The 21,097-nt window shown below is 34.3% G+C and carries 21 protein-coding genes; 9 read left to right on the top strand and 12 right to left on the bottom strand.

Going from position 1 to position 21,097, the window contains the following annotated elements; genetic code table 11:
• Positions 1-86 precede the first annotated feature (86 nt).
• Positions 87-731 (bottom strand): suppressor of fused domain protein, encoded by a 645-nt coding sequence (locus HX049_RS16955; protein ID WP_286417409.1) that lies wholly within the window; start codon positions 729-731, stop codon positions 87-89.
• A gap of 205 nt (positions 732-936) precedes the next feature.
• Here HX049_RS16955 and bshA point away from each other — a divergent pair, with 205 nt between their 5' ends.
• Entirely contained in the window at positions 937-2,064 is a 1,128-nt protein-coding gene (bshA, locus tag HX049_RS16950; protein ID WP_041892801.1) for an N-acetyl-alpha-D-glucosaminyl L-malate synthase BshA, read from the top strand.
• Positions 2,065-2,536: 472 nt separating this feature from the next.
• Here bshA and HX049_RS16945 read toward each other — a convergent pair whose 3' ends face one another.
• A complete protein-coding gene (locus HX049_RS16945) occupies positions 2,537-2,908 on the bottom strand; it encodes a hypothetical protein (RefSeq protein ID WP_286417408.1) in 372 nt (123 codons plus the stop codon).
• 262 nt (positions 2,909-3,170) lie between these two features.
• Positions 3,171-4,022: an EamA family transporter gene (locus HX049_RS16940; protein WP_286417407.1), complete on the bottom strand. Its 852-nt coding sequence runs from the start codon at positions 4,020-4,022 to the stop codon at positions 3,171-3,173.
• Positions 4,023-4,391: 369 nt separating this feature from the next.
• Here HX049_RS16940 and HX049_RS16935 point away from each other — a divergent pair, with 369 nt between their 5' ends.
• From HX049_RS16935 to HX049_RS16920, 4 genes are all read left to right on the top strand, one after another.
• Positions 4,392-4,601 (top strand): DUF6140 family protein, encoded by a 210-nt coding sequence (locus tag HX049_RS16935; RefSeq protein ID WP_286417405.1) that lies wholly within the window; start codon positions 4,392-4,394, stop codon positions 4,599-4,601.
• A gap of 689 nt (positions 4,602-5,290) precedes the next feature.
• A complete protein-coding gene (locus HX049_RS16930; protein ID WP_286417404.1) occupies positions 5,291-6,091 on the top strand; it encodes a helix-turn-helix domain-containing protein in 801 nt (266 codons plus the stop codon).
• A gap of 88 nt (positions 6,092-6,179) precedes the next feature.
• Positions 6,180-6,890, top strand: coding sequence for an ankyrin repeat domain-containing protein (locus tag HX049_RS16925; RefSeq protein WP_286417403.1), 711 nt, complete (start codon positions 6,180-6,182; stop codon positions 6,888-6,890).
• 44 nt (positions 6,891-6,934) lie between these two features.
• Positions 6,935-8,281 carry an amidohydrolase gene (locus HX049_RS16920; RefSeq protein WP_286417402.1) on the top strand — a complete coding sequence of 449 codons (1,347 nt, stop codon included), beginning with the start codon at positions 6,935-6,937 and terminating at the stop codon, positions 8,279-8,281.
• Positions 8,282-8,576: 295 nt separating this feature from the next.
• Here the strand turns inward: HX049_RS16920 and HX049_RS16915 are convergent, their stop codons facing one another.
• The 4 genes from HX049_RS16915 to HX049_RS16900 form a co-directional block, all read right to left on the bottom strand.
• Positions 8,577-8,921 (bottom strand): DUF2853 family protein, encoded by a 345-nt coding sequence (locus HX049_RS16915; RefSeq protein WP_006258306.1) that lies wholly within the window; start codon positions 8,919-8,921, stop codon positions 8,577-8,579.
• Positions 8,922-8,988: 67 nt separating this feature from the next.
• Positions 8,989-10,644 (bottom strand): 2-succinyl-5-enolpyruvyl-6-hydroxy-3-cyclohexene-1-carboxylic-acid synthase, encoded by a 1,656-nt coding sequence (menD, locus tag HX049_RS16910; protein ID WP_286417400.1) that lies wholly within the window; start codon positions 10,642-10,644, stop codon positions 8,989-8,991.
• A gap of 60 nt (positions 10,645-10,704) precedes the next feature.
• Positions 10,705-11,301 (bottom strand): glutathione peroxidase, encoded by a 597-nt coding sequence (locus tag HX049_RS16905; RefSeq protein ID WP_286417398.1) that lies wholly within the window; start codon positions 11,299-11,301, stop codon positions 10,705-10,707.
• Positions 11,302-11,380: 79 nt separating this feature from the next.
• The gene (locus HX049_RS16900; RefSeq protein ID WP_286417397.1) at positions 11,381-11,827 is read right to left on the bottom strand and encodes a GNAT family N-acetyltransferase; all 447 of its coding nucleotides are present in this window, start codon (positions 11,825-11,827) and stop codon (positions 11,381-11,383) included.
• Between the two features lie 185 nt (positions 11,828-12,012).
• Between HX049_RS16900 and HX049_RS16895 the strand changes: the two genes are divergently transcribed.
• A complete protein-coding gene (locus HX049_RS16895) occupies positions 12,013-12,858 on the top strand; it encodes a prephenate dehydratase (protein ID WP_286417395.1) in 846 nt (281 codons plus the stop codon).
• 57 nt (positions 12,859-12,915) lie between these two features.
• Here the strand turns inward: HX049_RS16895 and HX049_RS16890 are convergent, their stop codons facing one another.
• Complete coding sequence (locus HX049_RS16890; RefSeq protein WP_286417393.1) at positions 12,916-13,500, bottom strand: O-methyltransferase; 585 nt, start codon at positions 13,498-13,500, stop codon at positions 12,916-12,918.
• A gap of 142 nt (positions 13,501-13,642) precedes the next feature.
• Between HX049_RS16890 and HX049_RS16885 the strand changes: the two genes are divergently transcribed.
• A complete protein-coding gene (locus HX049_RS16885) occupies positions 13,643-15,565 on the top strand; it encodes an OmpA family protein (protein ID WP_286417391.1) in 1,923 nt (640 codons plus the stop codon).
• A 996-nt stretch (positions 15,566-16,561) separates the two neighbouring features.
• Here the strand turns inward: HX049_RS16885 and HX049_RS16880 are convergent.
• The 4 genes from HX049_RS16880 to HX049_RS16865 form a co-directional block, all read right to left on the bottom strand.
• Positions 16,562-17,104 (bottom strand): NADPH-dependent FMN reductase, encoded by a 543-nt coding sequence (locus tag HX049_RS16880; RefSeq protein ID WP_041892773.1) that lies wholly within the window; start codon positions 17,102-17,104, stop codon positions 16,562-16,564.
• A gap of 367 nt (positions 17,105-17,471) precedes the next feature.
• The gene (locus HX049_RS16875) at positions 17,472-17,732 is read right to left on the bottom strand and encodes a hypothetical protein (protein WP_286417390.1); all 261 of its coding nucleotides are present in this window, start codon (positions 17,730-17,732) and stop codon (positions 17,472-17,474) included.
• A 3-nt stretch (positions 17,733-17,735) separates the two neighbouring features.
• Positions 17,736-18,038 (bottom strand): META domain-containing protein, encoded by a 303-nt coding sequence (locus HX049_RS18520; protein ID WP_286417411.1) that lies wholly within the window; start codon positions 18,036-18,038, stop codon positions 17,736-17,738.
• 352 nt (positions 18,039-18,390) lie between these two features.
• Positions 18,391-19,200: a hypothetical protein gene (locus HX049_RS16865; RefSeq protein WP_286417388.1), complete on the bottom strand. Its 810-nt coding sequence runs from the start codon at positions 19,198-19,200 to the stop codon at positions 18,391-18,393.
• A gap of 155 nt (positions 19,201-19,355) precedes the next feature.
• Here HX049_RS16865 and pyrR point away from each other — a divergent pair, with 155 nt between their 5' ends.
• Positions 19,356-19,904, top strand: coding sequence for a bifunctional pyr operon transcriptional regulator/uracil phosphoribosyltransferase PyrR (pyrR, locus tag HX049_RS16860; RefSeq protein ID WP_286417386.1), 549 nt, complete (start codon positions 19,356-19,358; stop codon positions 19,902-19,904).
• A gap of 27 nt (positions 19,905-19,931) precedes the next feature.
• Positions 19,932-20,858, top strand: coding sequence for an aspartate carbamoyltransferase catalytic subunit (locus HX049_RS16855; RefSeq protein WP_041892766.1), 927 nt, complete (start codon positions 19,932-19,934; stop codon positions 20,856-20,858).
• Positions 20,859-21,097: the final 239 nt, after the last annotated feature.

Here is a 21,097-nt window from a genome sequence, read left to right as displayed (position 1 = left end):
TCTGTTGATTTGGTTGCTTTATTATACTTCTATAAAATTATCATTTTCTTATTCAACAAATCTAAAGGTAAACTGTCCACCATAAACTACTTTCTATCAAGATCTGTAATCAACAAAGGATTGTCTTGACGTAATTGTTCAAGTAGTTTCTCTGTCTCAGAAGTCTTAGGGTTTTCTAGTAAGGCATCATACTCTTTCTGGGTAATACCGACCATCTGTAAGAAGTCTATGCGTCCATTAGGAGTGTCTAAAGAGCCTAATTCAGGGTCTAATGCAAAAGCGATGGCTACTAAATCTGTATCGTAATCTAAACGAATAGGGCTATTAGTAGGGATAAAGTGAAACTCTTCAAACCATTTTCCTGAGTTAAATACATATTTAGCCAAGTTGTTCATAAGGTTCATCGCCCAATGAAAGTTTTCATCCCCTTGTTTTTTTAGACGCATCGTCAATTCAAAACCATATCCACTAAAGTCATTGTCTACAGCCTCGTCATTATAATACAAGTCAGAGAATCCATAGGTAATAATATGGAAGTGGTCTGTCTGCTGATCACTATTATATACACTTAATCCATCTAAAGGGTTTTCTCCACCTAAAGAGTAAGGTAATGCATTGCCGAAGTGCTGAGGTTCTTGCTCTCCATATTGTTTTGCTAAGTGATCAGAGATAGCATCCCATCCCACCGCATCTTCTTCATTGTATTTTTGTTGGTATTCTTCTTTTGTCATTTTTTACTTTTTATGAGCGTTATTTTATGCGTCTTATAGCTTAACAAAAATAGTGTTTTTGTTAAAATAAAACAGATAAAAACAGTGTGTTACAGTGGTGTAGTGTTAAAAAAGACGGCATAGCACAAAGTTGAAAGTTAAAACAAGAGATGTTATTAATAATAGAATTATCTTTAAGCATTCTAAAAAAACAAGCATTAATTATATGAAAATAGCCATCGTATGCTATCCAACCTTTGGAGGTAGTGGTGTAGTAGCCACAGAATTAGGGTTGGAATTAGCGAAAAGAAATCACGAAGTGCATTTTATTACTTATAGCCAACCAGTGCGTTTAGCCTTGCTAAATCCTAATATATTTTATCACGAAGTAAATGTTCCTGAGTATCCATTGTTCCATTATCAGCCTTATGAACTTGCCTTGTCAAGTAAATTAGTGGATATGGTGAAGCTATTCAAGATCGATGTACTGCATGTACACTATGCTATTCCTCATGCTTATGCAGGATATATGGCGAAGCAGATGTTGAAGGAACAAGGGATTAATCTACCAATGATTACAACACTACACGGTACAGATATTACTTTAGTAGGAAATCACCCGAACTATAAGACTGCAGTGAGCTTTAGCATCAATAATTCTGATTATGTGACTTCTGTATCCCAATCTTTAAAAGAATCTACTCATTGCCTATTTGGTACTGAAAAGGAGATTCATGTCATTCCTAACTTTATAGAGGTAAAAGAATTAGACTGTGAAGACACACCGTGTAAGCGTAGTGCTATGGCGGGTAAAGATGAGGTGATTGTAACGCATATCAGTAACTTCAGAAAGGTGAAACGCATCGAAGATGTAGTCTCTATCTTTTATGGAATCCAAAAAGAAAGACCTGCCAAACTGATGTTAGTAGGGGATGGACCTGAGAAAGAACGCGCAGAACGCCAAGCATTAGAATTGGGTATCTATGATAAGATTATCTTCTTTGGGAATAGTAATGAGATAGAGCATATCTTGTCTTATTCTGATTTATTCTTATTGCCATCAGAGACAGAGAGCTTCGGTCTAGCAGCTTTAGAAGCGATGGCGATGGGAGTACCAGTTATCTCTAGTAATACGGGAGGTCTTCCTGAGGTGAATGAGCATGGAGTATCTGGGTACCTGAGTGATGTAGGGGATGTAGAGGATATGGTAGCCAATGCATTGAAGATCGTAAAAGATCAAGATACGCTATGTGGTTTTAAAGAACGCGCAAGAGAAGTAGCGAAGAAATTCAGTATAGATAAGGTAGTACCTTTATACGAAGATATTTATCGTGCTGCGATAGAAAAGAAGTAAGAATACTTTAAATAGAAAAGGGAGTCAAGTGATTGACTCCCTTTTTATTTGCTTTGTATTTTAGAATTATCTTCTTTATCAGTAAATCAAAGTACAAATACCTCTATTTAACATAGATAACCATACTAGAGTTATATTCTTTTGTATTATATAAAGTTAACCTTTGTGCAGTATTATTGATAGGGTAAAAGAACTGGATATCTGCCACTAAGAGCTCAAGTTTTTCATCCGTATTAATACAATTACACAACCAGTCAGTTTCGTTTACAATAGGATCATGTATTGAAAACTCTATGTTTAGCTCTCAAAGTGGTCCTTCTTTGGATAAGTCGTTGTCAGGGTGTATCGCAAAGGCTCTAATGCGCAGGAGTGCATCTGTACAACCTTTTGGGAAGACTACTTGCTCTTTTGGGATAAAAGAAGGTACCCGTACTTGCAGTACTTCTTTGTCTGTGTGTTGTACAATAATTCTTTAGAAGAAAGTGTCTTTAAACAGAGCTTTTCTATTGAACTCAAAACCTTCGAGTGCTTTACAATTGACCGAAAAAATTGACCTTTGTTTAAAATCAATCTTATCCTCCTGGTGCATGATACTCATAAGTTGCCCTAAAAAACGAGAATGCATATAGCTCTCATGCCTTTTGTTTAAATGAATCTCAATTACCTGTCGAATAAAGGAAGAGTTATGAGATACACTTCGCATTAATTTTGAATTGTGATTTTTTGATTTGTCTTGTTTTGAACGATTAGGCCTTGTTTGTAATATCTGCTTGCCTCTGTGTTCTTTTCCATAAATAGGTCCTATTATACCTACTAGGAGTTTTTTAGAATTAAATCTAGCCATACTGTTGTTGGTTTTAATAGTTGATAATAAGTGTTTTATGTCAAAAATTGAGCCGAATGTTCAGCATCTAATGGTAGAATTATAGCATAGTGATCGCATTATTTTAAAGCTTTATTATGTGACCACTATGCGATAAGTATCCGATAGGTATGCAATCAGTGCCATAAAAAAGTAATGCTTCCATATTTGTTTAAAAATGCATCTGCATAAAAAAAAGGTTATTCTAATCATGAGAATAACCCTTTTTAGGATATATAAACAACTAAGCTTCTTTCTTGGTGCTAAATATAGTAGAGCCTACACTCGCAGTGATCACACAGGCTATAGAGATCCACTGTGTCAAGGTGAGGTGTTCTTTTAAGAATAGAAGACCTGACATGGCTGCAAAGGCAGGCTGTAAACTAGTAAGGATACTGAATGTCTTGGCTGGTAACTTCTTTAGCGCGACTAAATCTAGAGAGAAAGGTAAGGCGCTAGATAGAATAGCGACTAATACACCTAGTCCTAAGCTACCCCAGGTCAACTTCTCTAACCCTCCCATAAATAAGGCTACAGGGACTACGATAAATGTAGCAAATACAAGACCTACTGATACTGCATGGTTTGTATTCATCTCTTTAGAGACCTTACTTCCCATCACGATATAACACGCCCAAAATACACCTGCTGTAGCGGCTAATCCTAGTCCTATAATATCTACATTGTTAGTCTGCCATGGAACGATTAATAAGATTCCTGCACAAGCAAATAAAGCCCATACGATATCTAATACTTTTCGAGATAAGAATAGCGCTAGAAATAAAGGGCCTATAAACTCTATCGTTACTCCTAGTCCTAATGGAATGCGCTGTATAGCGAGATAGAAGATCATATTCATCAGGGCAATAGAACCTCCAAATAGCCCACAGTACAACCATTCTTTTTTAGAGAACTTCGAAATCTTCGGACGATTAATAATATTAAGGAATATAGCTGATATGCCTATTCTCAAAGCGGTCGTTCCGGTAGCTCCAACTACAGGAAATAATTGCTTGGCTACAGATGCTCCCCCTTGTACACACATCATAGAGGTCAGGGCAGCAGCAACTGAAGATGCTGTAGTGTTTTTTTTCATTTATAATGGTTAGGTAGTAGAGGCTTGTATGATGCAGTATATCTAGGTTAGTAGGTATAATACTTCATATAGCGAACTTGTCTTAAGGTTAATCTCCAAAGCTATGATAATTTCTAAAACTATCAAATAGAAGAACAAGTACTTATTTGAATGGAGTTAATAAGGAACAATACTCACCTATTGAAAGGAGTAGATAGGGATAGAATTACATAAGGTGATTTTCGATATAAAATATTTTTATTGGGTGAATATGAGCTTTTTTTGAGTGAATGAATGTTTGGATTTTTTCACTCAAAAAAAGTGATGTTTGGCAATTTATTGTTATGATACATAGTGTTTTAGGATTAAATTAGTATTAAAATTAGAGCTATGGCAAGATATAAAGCTACGGTGATACGCACGTATAATAATGAGCAAGTTTACCTCGAAAAAGGGATGAGTGTTGATTTTGTGTCATTTGCACATCCTTGGCTAGACAATGGCAAGGTGGTACAAGAGGCATTTAGACGAGTCTATGGTATTGATTTCTCTAAAGGAGGTGGTTGTAGCCCTGCCTTTATAGAAGATGTGGAGGTGTAGTGAAAAGATAAATGATAATATATTTAGATAAAAACTAAAAAATAGAATATATTTAATAACTCCCACTTAGCGATATTTCGTAGCAAGGAAGCTGGTTTTAGAGAGTAATAAGTAGATGTTTTAGAGCAAAAAGTACTTTAAAATTTGGTAGTTCAATATATAATTGTTTTCTTTGGCCTCGGTAATAGATTAAAAAAGAGCTGTTTTTAGTTGTATTTGATTGGTTATGAGAGGGATATAGGAGCAGGAAACCGAAAATATGAAATTGCCATTCTTAAGTTAGAATAATTAATTCATCTACTAAATTAATATCACAGTTAAAGCCTATCCTTATAAAGGATGGGCTTTTCTTTTTATACATGAGATTTGAAATGTTAATTTATAGGGTTAGAGTAAAAGAAGGAAGGAGGCTTATATTGGCTTTTTATAGGTTGATAGATTGCTGAAATGATATTCTTATAAAGGAATGATAATAATTACAGTTGTTTTATTGCGCAAATAATTCTCAATGTGTGAACTTTGTGATGTTTTAACTAAAAATAGTTTAACATGAATTTGATTTGAGTTATTTTTAGCGTCTATAAATGTCATTTGAATTAATATACCATACAAAATACGTGAATACAAATACAAAAATTAAGACATTATCCACTTCCACCATTTTAGGGGAAGATACCTGGGATATAACTTTGTTCAAACATATTGAGAAAGGTAGAAATGATTTGTTGTCCCCACACAAGCATGATTTCTATTTTATCTTCTTCGTTGAAAAAGGAGGAGGATACCACGATATTGATTTTGAAAGAGTAGACGTAGTAGATTACCAAGTGTTTTTCTTGAGACCCCAACAAGTGCACTATTGGTTATTGGAGAATCATACTATTGGATTTCAATTAATGTTCTCACCTACTATCTTACAGTCTCTGAATACGACTTATAGTCCTTTAGCTTATTTTCAATTAGGTGCACCAAATCAGTTGTTGCTAACAAAGGAGAGCTTTGAGAAGTATAAGGCAGATTTAGAGGAGCTAGAAGAGCGATTAGCTAAGGATAAGGTTATCGATAGAGAGATAGCCCTATTGTCGTTTCATTTATTGCTAAAATACATACACAAGGACTATTTAGATTACCACGAAGGAGTAAATCCTCATAGTATAGATAAGAATATCTTACAGTTTGAGGAGCTTTTGGAAGTACATTTTAAAGAGCAAAGTAGTGTAGCATTCTATGCTGAGCAATTAAAAATCACTCCGAATTACTTGAATATCTTATGTAAAAAGGTATTGGGAACTAATGCTGGTTCTTTAATTCAGAATAGGTTATTGTTAGAAGCAAAGAGATTATTGACTACAACGAATATTTCGATTAAGGAAATCGCCTTTTCGTTGTCCTTTAATGATACGAGTTATTTTAATAATTTCTTTAAAAAGCAATTAGGAGTTACTCCAGGTGAATTTAGAGCGAGTTATAAAAATTCCAATAATCTATAAAAATATTACAACTTCCTTTATATCAGTACTTCTATCTTTGTGTTAGTAGTTATAAGTAACGAACTCAACCTATTAAAAACCAAGAGATATGAAAATGATAAGAAGAATAGCTATATTACTTTTTATTGGCTTTATCGGAGGTGCGGCTATGGCTTGTAACTCGTCAGATGAAAGTTCAACTCATTCAAATGAAGTAGTAGATATGAAGGAAGTATCATTATTTACCGCAATTCAGAATAATAATCTCAATGCTGTTAAGCAGCTTCTGGAGAGTAAGGTAGATATAGAACAGCGCAACGAGAAAGGAGAGACTCCTCTGATGTATGCTGTATACCAAAATCGAAATGCGATAGCAAAGGTCTTAATGCAAGCAGGGGCAAATGTCAATGCCCAAGACAAGGTACTTAATAGCCCTTTTTTATATGCAGGTGCAGAAGGTAAGTTAGAAATAGTACAAGAGGCGTTAAAATACGGTGCAGACTTTACTGTGTTTAACCGTTATAATGGTAGTGCGCTTATACCTGCTGCAGAAAAAGGCCATTTAGAAGTAGTGAAATTACTGGTTAACTATCCTAATTATCCTATCAATCATGTTAATAGACTAGGCTGGACAGCGCTTATGGAAGCGATCGTTCTTAGCAATGGCGGAGCTGTACATACTAGTATCGTGGAAGAATTAATTAAGGGAGGTGTGAATGTAAATATTCCCGATGCTGATGGAATAACTCCATTACAACATGCTCAAAAGAGAAATTATACAGGAATGGTGAAGTTGTTAAAAGCAGCTGGTGCTAAATAAACTGTATATTCGATAGGTGTATAATAATAATAGGAAACAACAATATGATAAATAGAAAGCAATTTCTAGGATTAACAGCGGCGGCGGCTGGTGGATTATTTATTCCATCAGTAGGCTCGTCAGCGAAAGCAAGTACTGAAAGAAGTTCTGTTAAGGCAAATGTGTTCATTCTGCGCAATGTATTATTAGAAACTGGCTTTGAGTATAATGATCAAGGAGAGGTATGGCGTACTAAGACAGCATTATTCGATATACGCATTGCCAATGGAGTTATTGTTTCTATTGACAAAGTAGGAATGTCTAATACATCAGGTATTATCAGTGTTGATATGGATGGATTATTGATGTTACCCGGATTTAGAGATATGCATATTCATATTGATAAAACGTTCTATGGAGAGCGTTGGTATGGTGATCCTAAACCTGGTCGATCTGTTAAAGATATGATTGATCTGGAAAGAAGAATATTACCTAATCTATTAGTTAAGTCAGTAGAAAAAGCGGAGATGGCGATAGACTTAATGAATAGTCAAGGAACTTATTTTGCAAGGTGCCAGACTAATATAGACCCGACTAGCGGACTGAAGAGCTTAGAGAATCTAAAAATAGCACTAGAGAATAAAAAAGAGGTAATGGGTAGTGAAATAGTTGCTTTTCCTCAGCATGGTATTTTATATTCTGATAGTGAGGCTCTGTTAAGAGAATCGGCTCAGCTAGGGGTGGATTATATTGGAGGGCTTGACCCAACTACGGTAGATGGGAATATGGAGAAGTCTTTAGATATCATGATTCAGATCGCTTTAGATTATGACAAAGGAATAGATATCCATCTTCATGAGGGAGCTAAAACAGGTATTCCTGCTATCCAATATATTTTAAAACAAGTGGAAGCTAATAAAGCGTTACAAGGACGCACTTATATCAGTCATGGCTTCGCTCTAGGGCAGTCAGATACTAAGGAATTAGAGGAGTTATGTACACAGATGAGTACTAATGGAGTAGGGGTGATCTCTACTGTGCCACTGGGACGCTCTATGATGCCTATACCTACATTCTATAAGCATAAGGTAAGTGTGATGACGGGTACAGATAGTATTATAGATCACTGGCAACCATTTGGGAACTGTGATATGCTAGAAAAAGCAAAGCACTGTGCCGAACTTTATGGGTGGACAGATGAATTAAGACTGAGCCGTGCTTTACAAATAGCGACTAAAGATCAGGTGCTACCACTGAATGAAGCAGGAGATCACCAATGGCCAAAAGTAGGAGATTCAGCAGACCTTGTTTTTGTGAAGGCTAGTTGTTCTGCAGAGGCAGTGGCTCGTACTCCTAAGAGAGAAGCTACTTTCTATAAAGGAAAGAGAGTGTACTCAAGGAAAACTGTTTAGTAGTCTAAACAACAAGAATGTTTTTTCATACCCAATTTTATATTTTTTTTTAACGCCAAAGACATTGCAGTTATAGAGACCTGATATGGAAAGCCCAAAAATAATAGAAGGAAATAGTATTTTATAAAGTTTACTCCTAAAGGTTGATATACTTGTATAAGCGTAAATGTTTTTGGAATTACCCCCATTAGAGACTTGTCATTAGATGAGTCTCTATTTTTTTTGCGCTAGAAATAAAAAAAGGGATAGTCATTAGACTATCCCTTATAACGTAAATTAATATATTTACGTTATATTATTTCTTGTAAACACTTTCTTTTTTGAAGTGAACAGTCAATAAGTAATAAACTACAGCTCTGTATTTATTTCTATTTGATTGACCATATTTATCCATAACAGCTTGGATACCTTTATCTAACTCTGGTCCATCTTTAAGACCTAACTTTTTAATTAAAAAGTTGTTTTTAACTGTAGCTAACTCAGACTCTGAAGAACCAGCAACGGTAGAAGAATCTTGGTTATAAATAGATGGTCCACATCCAATAGTTACAGCAGTTAATAAATCCATATTAGCTGTTACACCACACTTATCTTTTAAATCAGCAGCGTACTTTTGAATTAATTCGTCTCTTTTACTCATAATTTTCTTTTTTATTGAGTACAAGATACATAAAATTTCAATACGCAAGCATTAATCGTTGTTAAAATTACATATTGCGAAAATAGTTGCTCAGTACAGTGTTGTTAACCTCAGTAGGAGTGAATACTTCTAGAATAGCAGGACCGTTATTATCTTCAAAAAACAATTGACATTGCTGCTCTAATTCCTCTTTATTAGTCGCTGTTTGATATTTAAAATTATACATCTTCGCCAAGTGCTCAGCTGTGTGATGATGGCTTGTCTCAAAGTAAGTATTAAATACAGGTGTTTCTTTATGTCCTGGCAAGATTCTGAAAATACCACCACCACCATTGTTTAACAATAGTATTTTAAAGTCTTTAGGAATATAGTTATTCCAAAGTCCGTTACTATCATAAAGAAAACCGATATCCCCTGTGATTAATAAGGTAGGCTTTTGGGTAGCTACAGCAGCTCCTATAGCTGTAGAAGTACTTCCATCTATTCCGCTGGTACCTCTGTTGCAGAAAACGGGATTAGAAGCGTCTATTTTGATTAATTGAGCATAGCGTATTGCTGAGCTATTACTGATTTGCAATTGGGTTCCTTTTGGCAATTTAGCAAATAAGGTTTCGAACACACTTAGATCACTAAACGGTATCGTCTTTAAATATGCCTCATGCTTAGCTAATCTAGCTGTGACAATGTTTTGCATCCAAGTGTAATAGTTAGATGCGGTATAGTGTTCTACGTTTTCTTTAATGGTTTGGAAGAAATTCTCAGGTGTATCTAATATTGCTTTGTTAAGTGCATTATAAGTATCGTAATGTCTTAGGGTATCAATATGCCAATGCTGAGTAGGTTTATACTTACGCAAGAATGCTTTGATTCTCTTACTGATCACCATTCCTCCAAAAGTAATTAAAAGATCAGGCTGAAAAGCTAAAAAATCTTCTTCAGAGAATGTCGTAATGATGCGATCTATATGTTCTACGCAGTGAGGGTGGTGCAAGTTAGAGGTAGTCTCTGTCATGATAATAACAGAAGGGTCATTCGCTAGCCAGTCCATTATCTCTTGACTTAGTGCATCAGGAGTATTGACACCTACTAGGATTAACTTCTTAGTTGCTTCTCTATAACTATCTATATATTGATCAAACTCTTTGAATTGAAGAGGTAGCGTCTCTAGGTTAATGATAGTAGGGGCAACTGTAAGTTCCTCTACAGTATTATATAAAGGCTCTTCAAAAGGAGCATTGATGTGCACAGGGCCTTTTTGGGCTATCGCTGTATTAATGGCATTGTTGATTAGAATGTCATTTTCTTTGTTTGCTTCTTCTGTTAGATTAGCATTGTACACGATGTGGTTCTCATATACATTGCGTTGTCTAATGGTCTGACCATCTCCTATATCAATCTTAGAAGTAGGTCTATCTGCAGAGATAATAACCATCGGTATCTGACTATAGAAGGCTTCTGCTACAGCTGGATAATAGTTAAGAAGAGCTGATCCTGAAGTACAAACTAAGGCAATAGGAAACGCTGTTTGTTGAGCAATTCCCATACCGAAGAAGGCTGCACAGCGCTCATCTGCGAGACTGTAACACGTAAAAAAAGGATCACTAGCAAAGCCTATTGTTAATGGGGCATTGCGTGATCCTGGTGATATGATTATATGTTGAATATTCTTTGCTTTACAAATTTCAATAATACTTTGCGCTAGTTCTATTTGTGGATAGTTCATAATTTAAAAGTAAAACCCAAAGATACGAACAAACCCATTGTATTAGATATGTAAAGTGACTTATTTTGCCTTAACCCAAGCTTTGATTTCTGGGTCATCTGGTAGTGTTCTAGGGTTTATTACTTTCACTAAATGACCTGTTTCATCTATTAAGTACTTTTGGAAATTCCACTGTACTTCGCTGTCTTCTAATCCATTCTTAGACTTTTTAGTTAAGAACTCATATATCGGTGCAATATCATCTCCTTTCACAGATATTTTATTCATCATTGGGAATGATACACCATAATTCTGCTCACAGAAAGTAGCGATTTCTTCATTGCTACCTGGTTCTTGAGATCCAAAGTTATTCGCAGGGAAACCAACGATTACGAAGTTGTCTCCTCCGAATTCGTTATACATACTCTGAAGTTGTTTATACTGAGGGGTAAGACCGCATTCAGAAGCAGTATTTACAATCATGATTTTCTTTCCTTTTAAGGAAGCAAAGTCAAACTCTTCTCCATAAAGGTCAGTAACCTTAAATTGGTAAATTGTTTTTTTGTCTTTTGGGGTTTGTGTCATAATGCTTTTATTGGTATTAATATTAGTATGGTGTGTGTGTGCAAAAATGGGTGTAATGGCTAAGATAGCCGCCATAACGAATAACTTTTTCATAATGATGTGAGTTTTATTGAGGTGAAATTACAAAACTGTTTTTAATTCCCTACTTGTTTTAACGCTTAATTTGTTTTCTTTAGTATTTTAAACGCATCACATAAAGGTCTAAACCTTTTGCCCAATAATCTTCTTGCGTTTCTATCACTTCAAAATTGTGTTTTTCAAAAAAACGGTATACCACCTGAGAGGTACGCACTTGTATTGTTTTGATTCTATGATCAGGCTTTAGGATGTCTAATCTGTGTTTTAAGAGTAGAGAACCTGCACCTTTTCGATGATAATCAGGATGTAAAAAGCCCCAACTTAATGAAGCAAACTCCTTCTCGAAGTCTCTATTAATACCTGCAGCCCCTATAATCTTGTCATTGTCTAAGGCTACATAGTAGAGGTCTAGATACTGATCTAGGTATAGAGCTAGGTCATCTACTTCTTCTTGCGCAAAATAAGTAGGAACATTGAGCTGAAGGATATCGAGTAAGATTTGCTTGTCTTCTTTCTGATAAGGTCTGATTGTTATACTCATTAATTTAGTAATTAGCTGTTATAAAAGTGTAATTGGTGTGATTAATTTAAATCCAATAGGGATTAATAGGCTAAAAGTAATAAAAACTTAAAATATGGAGTATAAAAACTCCTTATTATAAGTATAAACTACTAACTTTGATAGTTTGCCAATATTGCAATTATTAAAGCCCAAAAACATATTTTATGAAATCAGTAGTCATTCAAGGAATCAAAGGATCTTTTCACCATGAAGCGGTAGAGAAGTTCTTTGGTTCAGAAGAAGTAGAGATAGTGGATAGTCCTACTTTTAATTCGTTAGTAAAACAGTTAGTCAATAAAGAAGTAGATTATGGCATGATGGCGATAGAGAACTCTATTGCAGGATCTATATTACCTAATTACTCGTTGTTAACTAAGAATGACTTGTATATTTGGGGAGAGATTGCTCTTCCTATTAGACATAATTTACTAGCCTTAAAAGGACAGGCATTAGCGGATATCACAGAGGTGCGTACACACCCTATGGCCTTATTACAATGCGAGAACTTCTTAGATCAATATACAGATTGGAAGCGTCTAGCGATGGATGATACAGCTACATGCGCTAGAAATATTCAAGAGAAACAGTATAAAGGCGTTGCGTCTATCGGATCTACATTAGCCGCAGAGATGTATAATCTAGAGATCTTAGCAGAGAATATCCATGACGTGTATGATAATTATACACGATTTTTCTTGTTAAGTAGAGAACCGAAGAAAGTAGAAGGGTTTAATAAAGCTTCATTGTATTTTTATACAGATCACCAAAAAGGAAGTCTAAATAGAGTATTAGAGATACTAGCTTCTCATGATTTAAACTTGAGTAAGATACAGTCTGTGCCTCTGTCAGGAAGTGTGTTTCAATACTCATTCCACGCAGGTGTTGTCTTAGTCAATGAAGATTATGACAAGTATTATAAGGCAATGGAAGAAGTAACTAAGGCGACTCGATACTTAAAGGTATTAGGAGAGTATAAACAAGATAAATTAGTCATACCAGACCACCAATAGTTACAATTTTAGTAGTATAAGTAAAAAAGCGTGAATAATCTTATCCACGCTTTTTCTTTACTGCTTAGAAACTACTAACAATCCTGCTCCGATAGGGAGGATGACTTTCTTAAACTTATTCTCATCTATTTCATTGATAAACTCTTTTACTTCTGCCTCATGAGAGATTACATTATCGACTACCAATAAGCTAGACTCAGTCTGATCTAATAGACGTTCTAGATCTTTCCAATACCCTGTATAATAACTTCTTTCTGCATCTAATAAGATAAGATCAAAATCAAGATTGGTATCAGCTAGATATTGTCCTGCATCATAGGTTAGTAATTCTACATAAGACTGTAGATTGAATTGTTTTAGATTCTCAAATGCTTTATTTGTTCGTTCTCTTTCGATGTCTATAGAGATGATTTCTCCTTGATGATGAGACACAGCTTCAGCTAGCCATATTGTTGAAAATCCATTAGAGGTACCTAATTCAAGTATTCTCTTTGCTTGTTTTGTTTTAACTAATAGCGAAAGGAACTCGGCAGACTCAGGTTCTATATTACGCCATTTATCTAATCGATCTGTTTTTTGAGCATCTTGTTTTTTAAAAGTGTCATAGAGGGCTAAGAATGCTTTTTTTAATTCAATATTCATACTGAAGGGATTTTTATCTGATTCTGAACAACTAATTTACAGAATATACGTTAGTATAGTAAGTAATTAAAGTAGTATTTTTGAGTAATAAATAGTTAAAATAGAGTATATTTATCTCTATAGGTCTATATAACAGAATAGTATGAGAATTTTATTGATGGTTTTACTGTGTAGTTTAAGTATAACTGTGCAAGCAAAAAAGAAACCAAGCTTAAAACGAGCAGACAAATATTATAAGAATACAGAGTATGCAAAAGCGGCTGATGAATATAAAAGACTTATATTAGGACGTCGTACTGCTGATTATATTTATTTGCAATTAGCAGATTGTTATGATCGGTTAAATCAAGATATTGAAGCATCGAGATATTATGGTAAAGTAATCGCTCAAAACGACTCTACACTTAAGCCAGATATCTATTATAAGTATGCTAAAGTGATGGAGAAGAATGGACGTTATGAAGCAGCCAAAGATATCATGCAACAATTCGTTCGTCGAGCACCTCAAGATGCAAGAGCAAAAGACTTTCTGGTCAAACCAGATGCACATAAGGCCTTAGTTGACAGATATCCTACTTATATGTTTCAGGAGTCAGGTCTTAATCATTTAGAATATGACGATTTTGGAGCATGGCTAAATCCTGGAGATACGTTGTACTTCACTTCAAATAGAACAAAGCACGAAAAGAAAATACCTAGAAAGATATTTGAAGTAAGAGATAAATGGCAACGCAAACCTAACTTAGATCTTTATACAGCTGAGTTTAAGGGAAAAGATGAACCTATAAAAGGGGTAACGCGTATTAAAGGGCGTGTCAACAGAAGGTTTAATGACGGTCCTAGTGTAATCTCTGCTGATGGACAACGTATTTATTTCGCTTCAGAAGCCTATAGAAACAGGAAGTTTAGAAAGAATGATAATGTTAAGCATAGAGATCATCTAATGAGTCTATTCTATGCTAAAAAGAAGAAAAAGAAGTGGAAGAGAGTAAAGCCACTACGCTTTACCCGTGCAGGCTTTATGTATACGAGTCCTTCGTTATCGCCTGATGGTAAATTCTTATACTTTGCCTCTAATATGCCAGGAAGTTATGGAGAATTAGATATATGGCGTGTAGCTGTATTAGAAGATGATGAGTTCGGTACACCAGAGAATTTAGGAGCAGTGATTAATTCAGGAACTCGTAATGACTATCCTTTCGTGTCGTCAGATAATAAGTTATACTTTAGTTCTGACCGATGGGGAGGATATGGAGGAATGGATGTGTATGTATCAGATTTAAATAATCTATCTAATGCACCTACTAATCTTGGAGAGCCTATTAATACAGCTAAGAATGATTTTGCTTTCAGTTTTTATCCTGATAAGAATATGGGATTATTCTCTTCTGATAGAATAGGTCGTACAGATATATATAAGGCATTCCCACTGTGTTTTGTCGAGTTTAGAACCATGCTTAAGAACAAGAGCTTTAACACACCTGTAGCCGATGCGAAAGTAGAGTTTATCAATACTAGACGCAGAGTAGAGGATCACGGAGTATCTAGTAGAAGTGGAATGGCTAGAGGAGAAGTGAAGTGTAGCGAGACTTATAAGATTAAAGTATCTCATCCAGATTATTTAGATGAAATCATAGATATCACAGTCAATGCTGAAGAAGGAGTACAGGAGATAGACGTATTCTTAAGGCCTCTAGAAGAACTCGTAATAGGGAAAGACAAAATTGAATTAGGAGATATCCAATTTGCATTTAATCAGACCGAAATTACAGAGAACAGTAAGACAGAGTTAGATAAGCTAGTAAAAGTGATGAAGCGTTACCCTAGTATGAGAGTTAAAATTAACTCACACTCTGACAGTAAAGGGAATCCAGCTTATAACTTGAAATTGTCCAATGATAGAGCGAAGGCTACACTTGACTATATTGTATCACAAGGTATAGATAATAGTAGGTTAGAATCTCAGGGATATGGATCACAAGAGCTAAAAGTGGAATGTGAACCATGTAGTGAATGGGAAGACGCACAGAATAGACGATCAGAGTTTATTATCCTTCAGAGATAATATATGAATATAAAAATAGTAAAGGCAGTGAGTTCTCTCACTGCCTTTTTCTATTAATAGAGCTCTTTATTTATCATAAAAACGGAATGTAATGAATTTTATTCTTATCTATTAGCTGATTTAGTTGTTGTATTTAGCTAATAAGGGTTATTATATTAAGTTAATTAATTGTTAAATGCAATTTGTGTTCTTATCACCATTAGCGATTTAAGAAAAATTAGAAGTAGAATGTATAGACTGTTTATTATAGAATAAGTCATTAGTGTTTTTGTAGATTAGTTGCAAGATGAGTAGTGTATTAATTATTTTATTTGTTAAAAGTGAAGAGATGTAGGCAAGGGGAGACAAGTGTTAGTTTAAGGATTTTATAGGAGGTGAACTTATTATTACTATTATCTACAATAGGTGAATAGGCTTAAAAAGCCAGTGTTTACAAGGGTTTGTATAGTGTAAAAACATGTCTACATTTGCTCCGTACAAAAAACATAACAATAAAATAATTGATGCAAAAATGAACGGTTAGATAGGCTTTATAGATGGTTCTTTTGAAAGTTATAAGCAATAGTATTTTTCATAGTTAAAAAAATATCAACTCTAGCCAAGTTAGTTCTAGCCTAACCGATTTAAAGTATGTGTCAAAGAATCTTTCTGACGTTGTAATCATATTATATAGACAAAAAGATTCTTACAATGATCATTCCCTTCTAAGCTTAATTTTTTTTAAAAAACATTGCTTGTGAAGAAGAGACTGAATTAGGGTTAGAGAGGGATTGTTTTTAAAGTGTTATGTTCTAAAAGTGAGTGTTATTTAAGAAAAGGATTTAGTGAAATCCAAATAAGGTGTTTTTCAAAAATTGTTTTATAGGGGATGAGAGGTAGAGATGCCTCTCTTTTTCTTATGTAGTACTTAAATACAGAAATACCAACCACCAAAAATTATTGTTGTTCTGATAGTAATAAAAAAAGCCTATTGAGTATTCAAATAGGCTTTTTGTTTTATCGCGTTTGACTCTCTATTAGAAGGTCGGTTAACATTGACATTTTCTTTTTGTAGACTTCTGAGATATCATTGTCTTCATATAAGTCAGAGTTGCTAATCGGTATAGAATAAGGCAAAGACCATGCTCTAAGTGCTTTTGCGATATTGTCTAGAGCTTGTATACCTTGCATAGCTTGGTTACCAGCTGACCAACATGTAAATCCTACTATTTTATTTGTCAAATAAGCAGGATGATCTTTGGCTGTTATTTCTAACCAATCGATAGCATTCTTCATTACTCCAGTAAGACTGCCATGGTAGAGTGGAGTAAGCCAAATCATTACATCTGCTTCTCTAAAAGCATCCGCAAAGGCCATAACGTCTGCTGGGACATTATCCATTAATTTAGCTTGAAATATAGGAATTTGAAAATCTGATAAGTGAACCTGTCGAACTTCAATATTAGAATTTATGAACTGATCTGCATAATACTGTGCAATGCGTCGCGATGTACGGAATGCTTCTTCGTCTAAAGAACCATTAAAAATTAAAGCTTTCATAAAACTAAATTGTTATTAATCCACTAAGGTAAAGAATTTATCAATTGTAAAGCCTTTTTAAGCTTATCTTAAATTTTATTTAACCCTCATTAGAAAGCTGATAATATTGAATATTTATTTTCTTTAGGTTGATTTATAGTTAGTTGTATAAAAAAAAACTGTGAAGTATAATTTTACAGGTTTTAGATATTTTAATGACTGTATTCTGTTACAGTCTTGTGTTTTATAAAGAGTTTTTCTTTGCTAATTCAAACTTCATAATCACCTTATTGTTTTGTAAGATATTTAAAGTCTGATCTGTAATTTCGAATGGATAAGTAGAGTTGTCAAAGTATTTTAAGAACTCGTATTTGCTACTATTACCACATTATTTAGTTGTATCTGATTGAAGTACAAATAAAGTGACTGTACTCGTTTTTGTATTGATAGCAAATGGAGCTTCGAATAAAGCACATCCGTTATTTCCTTTCACTAAGTAATTGTGAAAGCCAAAAGTTATCCATTGTCTATAAGGTCTTTTTTTACCACCATCTAACTCTACTAGTTTCCAGTCATAACGACGTACATCTTTGGCTACTTTATCTAATTTCTCATCAGCGAATACGTACTCGATTCTATCTTTAGTCATTAGCTATAATAAACCTTCTTTCTCATTGAAGGTAATCGTACCATTAGAAATACGCTTTAAGAACTTGTTCTCATCATATTTAACATCTGTAGAACATTCTTTATTCGTTTTAGAATCAAAACGAGTCGTTAGATGTGTACCTTTTGAGTTAACAGAAGTTTTCAACACAGGAATTTCAAACACATTACACCCAGCAAATCCAGTGATAGTAGATCCATATTCGTGACTAAGTATGATATGTTTATCAGTAGGAGTTAGGGTTCCAGGTTTGCTATTGTCTTGTAATACCCATCTAACATTCCATATACCATCTGGTGTTAATGGATGTCTTTCTTGAGAATCGAAAGAACCTTGTTGTGCAAAAGTTACTAAGCTTGTTAAATAAAGAAATAAACTAGTAGCGTATTTTTTTTATAATAAATATTAAAATAATTCTAAATATACATGATACATTTGCCTTCTTTTTGTTAACTAGATTTTTATTTAGTTTATTTTGAAGTATATGTAAATGATTGCGAAAAGGTAGTAATTCCTATTTAATAACATAATTTATAAGAGATATATTATTGATAACTTAATATAAATCAATCAGTGATATAGATAATGAGGAGTTATATTTATTTTTTTGCGTATTTTAAAAGATTATGGGGATTGTGTTTTACTCTTTAGGCATAAAACCGAACATGAGTACTAACTTTTCGTCTTGATAGAAATTAAGTGTTTGTTCAGCGATATCATAGCGATACGTTTTATCTGTGAAGTAGCGCCCATATCTTTCTTTTGCTTTACGACTTGCTCTATTTTTAGCATGATAAGGAATTTCGAAACTTCTAAAGTAAAAAGTATCTTGATCAAAATATAAATCAAACTTCACCTCAAAAGGGATATTATTTATAGTACCTGTTATGGTTGTGTTTTCAAAATCAAAAGAAGTAATCATCTTAGGTAGATTCTCTGACTCTCGATTTAAAGCAATAAGTCCCCAGTTAAATCTAGAGACAAACTTACACATACGGTCAAAATCAGTACTGTAGAACTTGTACTTAGTTTCTGTACCTTTTTTAAGTACTAAGACATCTGTTGTACTACTCACAGTGATAGCGCTGGATTCTAAAACGCGAAAAAACTCTAAGTCGTCTTGTGTCCAGTTCACTGTTGTAGGAGTAGATAAGAACTCTGTTTTATCAGTTAGTAAGACATATTCAGTAGCGTTATCTTTGATTTGCTGAGCAGGAATTCTAGCGTAGATTGTTTTCTTTTGATCATGATTAATCGGTTTGTTGGCTAATGCTATTTCTAGAGCACCATCAGTCCATTGTAGAATTAGGTTTTTTTCTTTGTCCTGTATGACCCACTGTTCTTTTTGTATTTGTTTATTTGTCAAAGGAAGAGGATCTTCTATCTTCTGAGCATGCAGAGCTAGAGATAGGGTTAAGGTAATGAATATTATAAATTTAGACTTGATCATGAGCAATAGGATTTTAATCTTTATCCAAAGATATTAATATGATTTAGAAAGCATACTTTGATTAGCTACATTTTTTTAGAAGATATATGTTTAATAAATTGGTGACAAACGATATTTAATTGTAAATTTACTCCCCAAACACAACTCTTTTATATATGAATCCAAAAGTATTACTTACTTCAAAAGAGATTGATATCATTCTACACCGTTTGGCTTGTCAATTAGTAGAAAAACATCTTGATTTTTCTAATACCCTTCTTATTGGTATTCAACCACGTGGTAAATTTTTAGCAGAACGCATTAAAAGCATCCTTAAGACTGAATATGGTATATCTGAAGTGCCTTTAGGTTTTTTAGACATTACTTTCTTTAGAGATGATTTTAGAAGACATCAAAAAACTCTTGAAGCGAATAAAACACAAATAGACTTCTTAGTAGAAGATAAGAAAGTCGTATTTATAGATGATGTGCTTTATACAGGACGTAGTATACGTGCCGCATTGACGGCTATACAGTCTTTTGGCCGTCCAGCAGAGATAGAACTATTGGTATTAATAGATCGCCGTTTTAGTCGTCACTTACCGATACAGCCTGATTATAGAGGAAGACAAGTAGATGCCTTTGACGAGGAGACTATCCGTGTACATTGGTCTGAACATGAACAGGAAGATGTAGTCTTTCTAGAAGAAACTGAAAAAAACTAACTACCTAAATCTACTCATAGAAGTACAATGAAAGAATTAAGCGTAAATCACCTTTTAGGAATTAAGTATATCAATAAGCATGATATTGATTTAATTTTCGAAACAGCTGATCACTTTAAGGAAGTAATTAATCGTCCGATTAAGAAAGTTCCTTCTCTACGAGATATTACCATAGCGAATATCTTCTTTGAAAACAGTACTCGTACTAAACTATCTTTCGAATTAGCACAAAAACGTTTATCTGCAGATGTGATTAGTTTTTCTGCGGCTCAGTCTTCAGTGAAGAAAGGAGAAACACTAATCGATACAGTTAATAATATCTTAGCCATGAAGGTAGATATGGTAGTAATGCGTCACAGTGATGCAGGAGCTGCTCATTTCTTATCTAAGAACGTAAACGCAAGTATCATTAATGCAGGAGATGGAGCACATGAGCACCCTACACAGGCGTTATTAGACAGCTATTCTATCCGCGAAAAGTTAGGTGATGTAGCAGGGAAGAAGGTTGTGATCGTAGGAGATATTCTACATTCACGTGTAGCATTGTCTAATATCTTTGCTTTGCAGATGCAAGGGGCTGAAGTTAGAGTATGTGGACCTAAGACATTAATCCCTAAGTATATTGAGAGCTTAGGAGTAAAGGTAGAGTCTAATCTAAGAAAAGCTCTAGAATGGTGTGATGTAGCGAATATGCTTCGCGTTCAGAATGAGCGTTTAGACTTTAGTTATTTCCCTAATACGAGAGAGTATTCTCAACAGTTTGGGTTGACTAAAGAGATCTTAGATTCATTAGATAAAGAAATCGTAGTCATGCACCCAGGGCCTATTAACAGAGGAGTAGAAATTACTTCTGATGTAGCTGATTCACAGCAGTCAGTGATCTTAGATCAGGTAGAGAATGGAGTAGCAGTTCGTATGGCTGTAACCTATCTATTAGCTTCAAAAATTAAATAATTCAAGCCAGCCATTTTGTTGGCTTATTTTATATCTATAGAACACCTAATACAGCACAAGGAATATTGTGCTGTATTAGGTGTTTTTTTATAGTTCATTCTTTGATAAGAGTATTTATTATAGGTATCTTTAACCCAGATTAAGTATTAGTCAAATACTACAAACCTGAGTTCGATTATAACAAGGCTAATTGATTAGTTATTACTTTCTCATATCTAATGGCAGGTTTCTTAGGCAAG

It is taken from the genome of Myroides odoratimimus, assembly GCF_030326305.1.
Taxonomy (GTDB): domain Bacteria; phylum Bacteroidota; class Bacteroidia; order Flavobacteriales; family Flavobacteriaceae; genus Flavobacterium; species Flavobacterium odoratimimum_A.
This window is presented reverse-complemented; position numbering and strand designations above follow the sequence as displayed.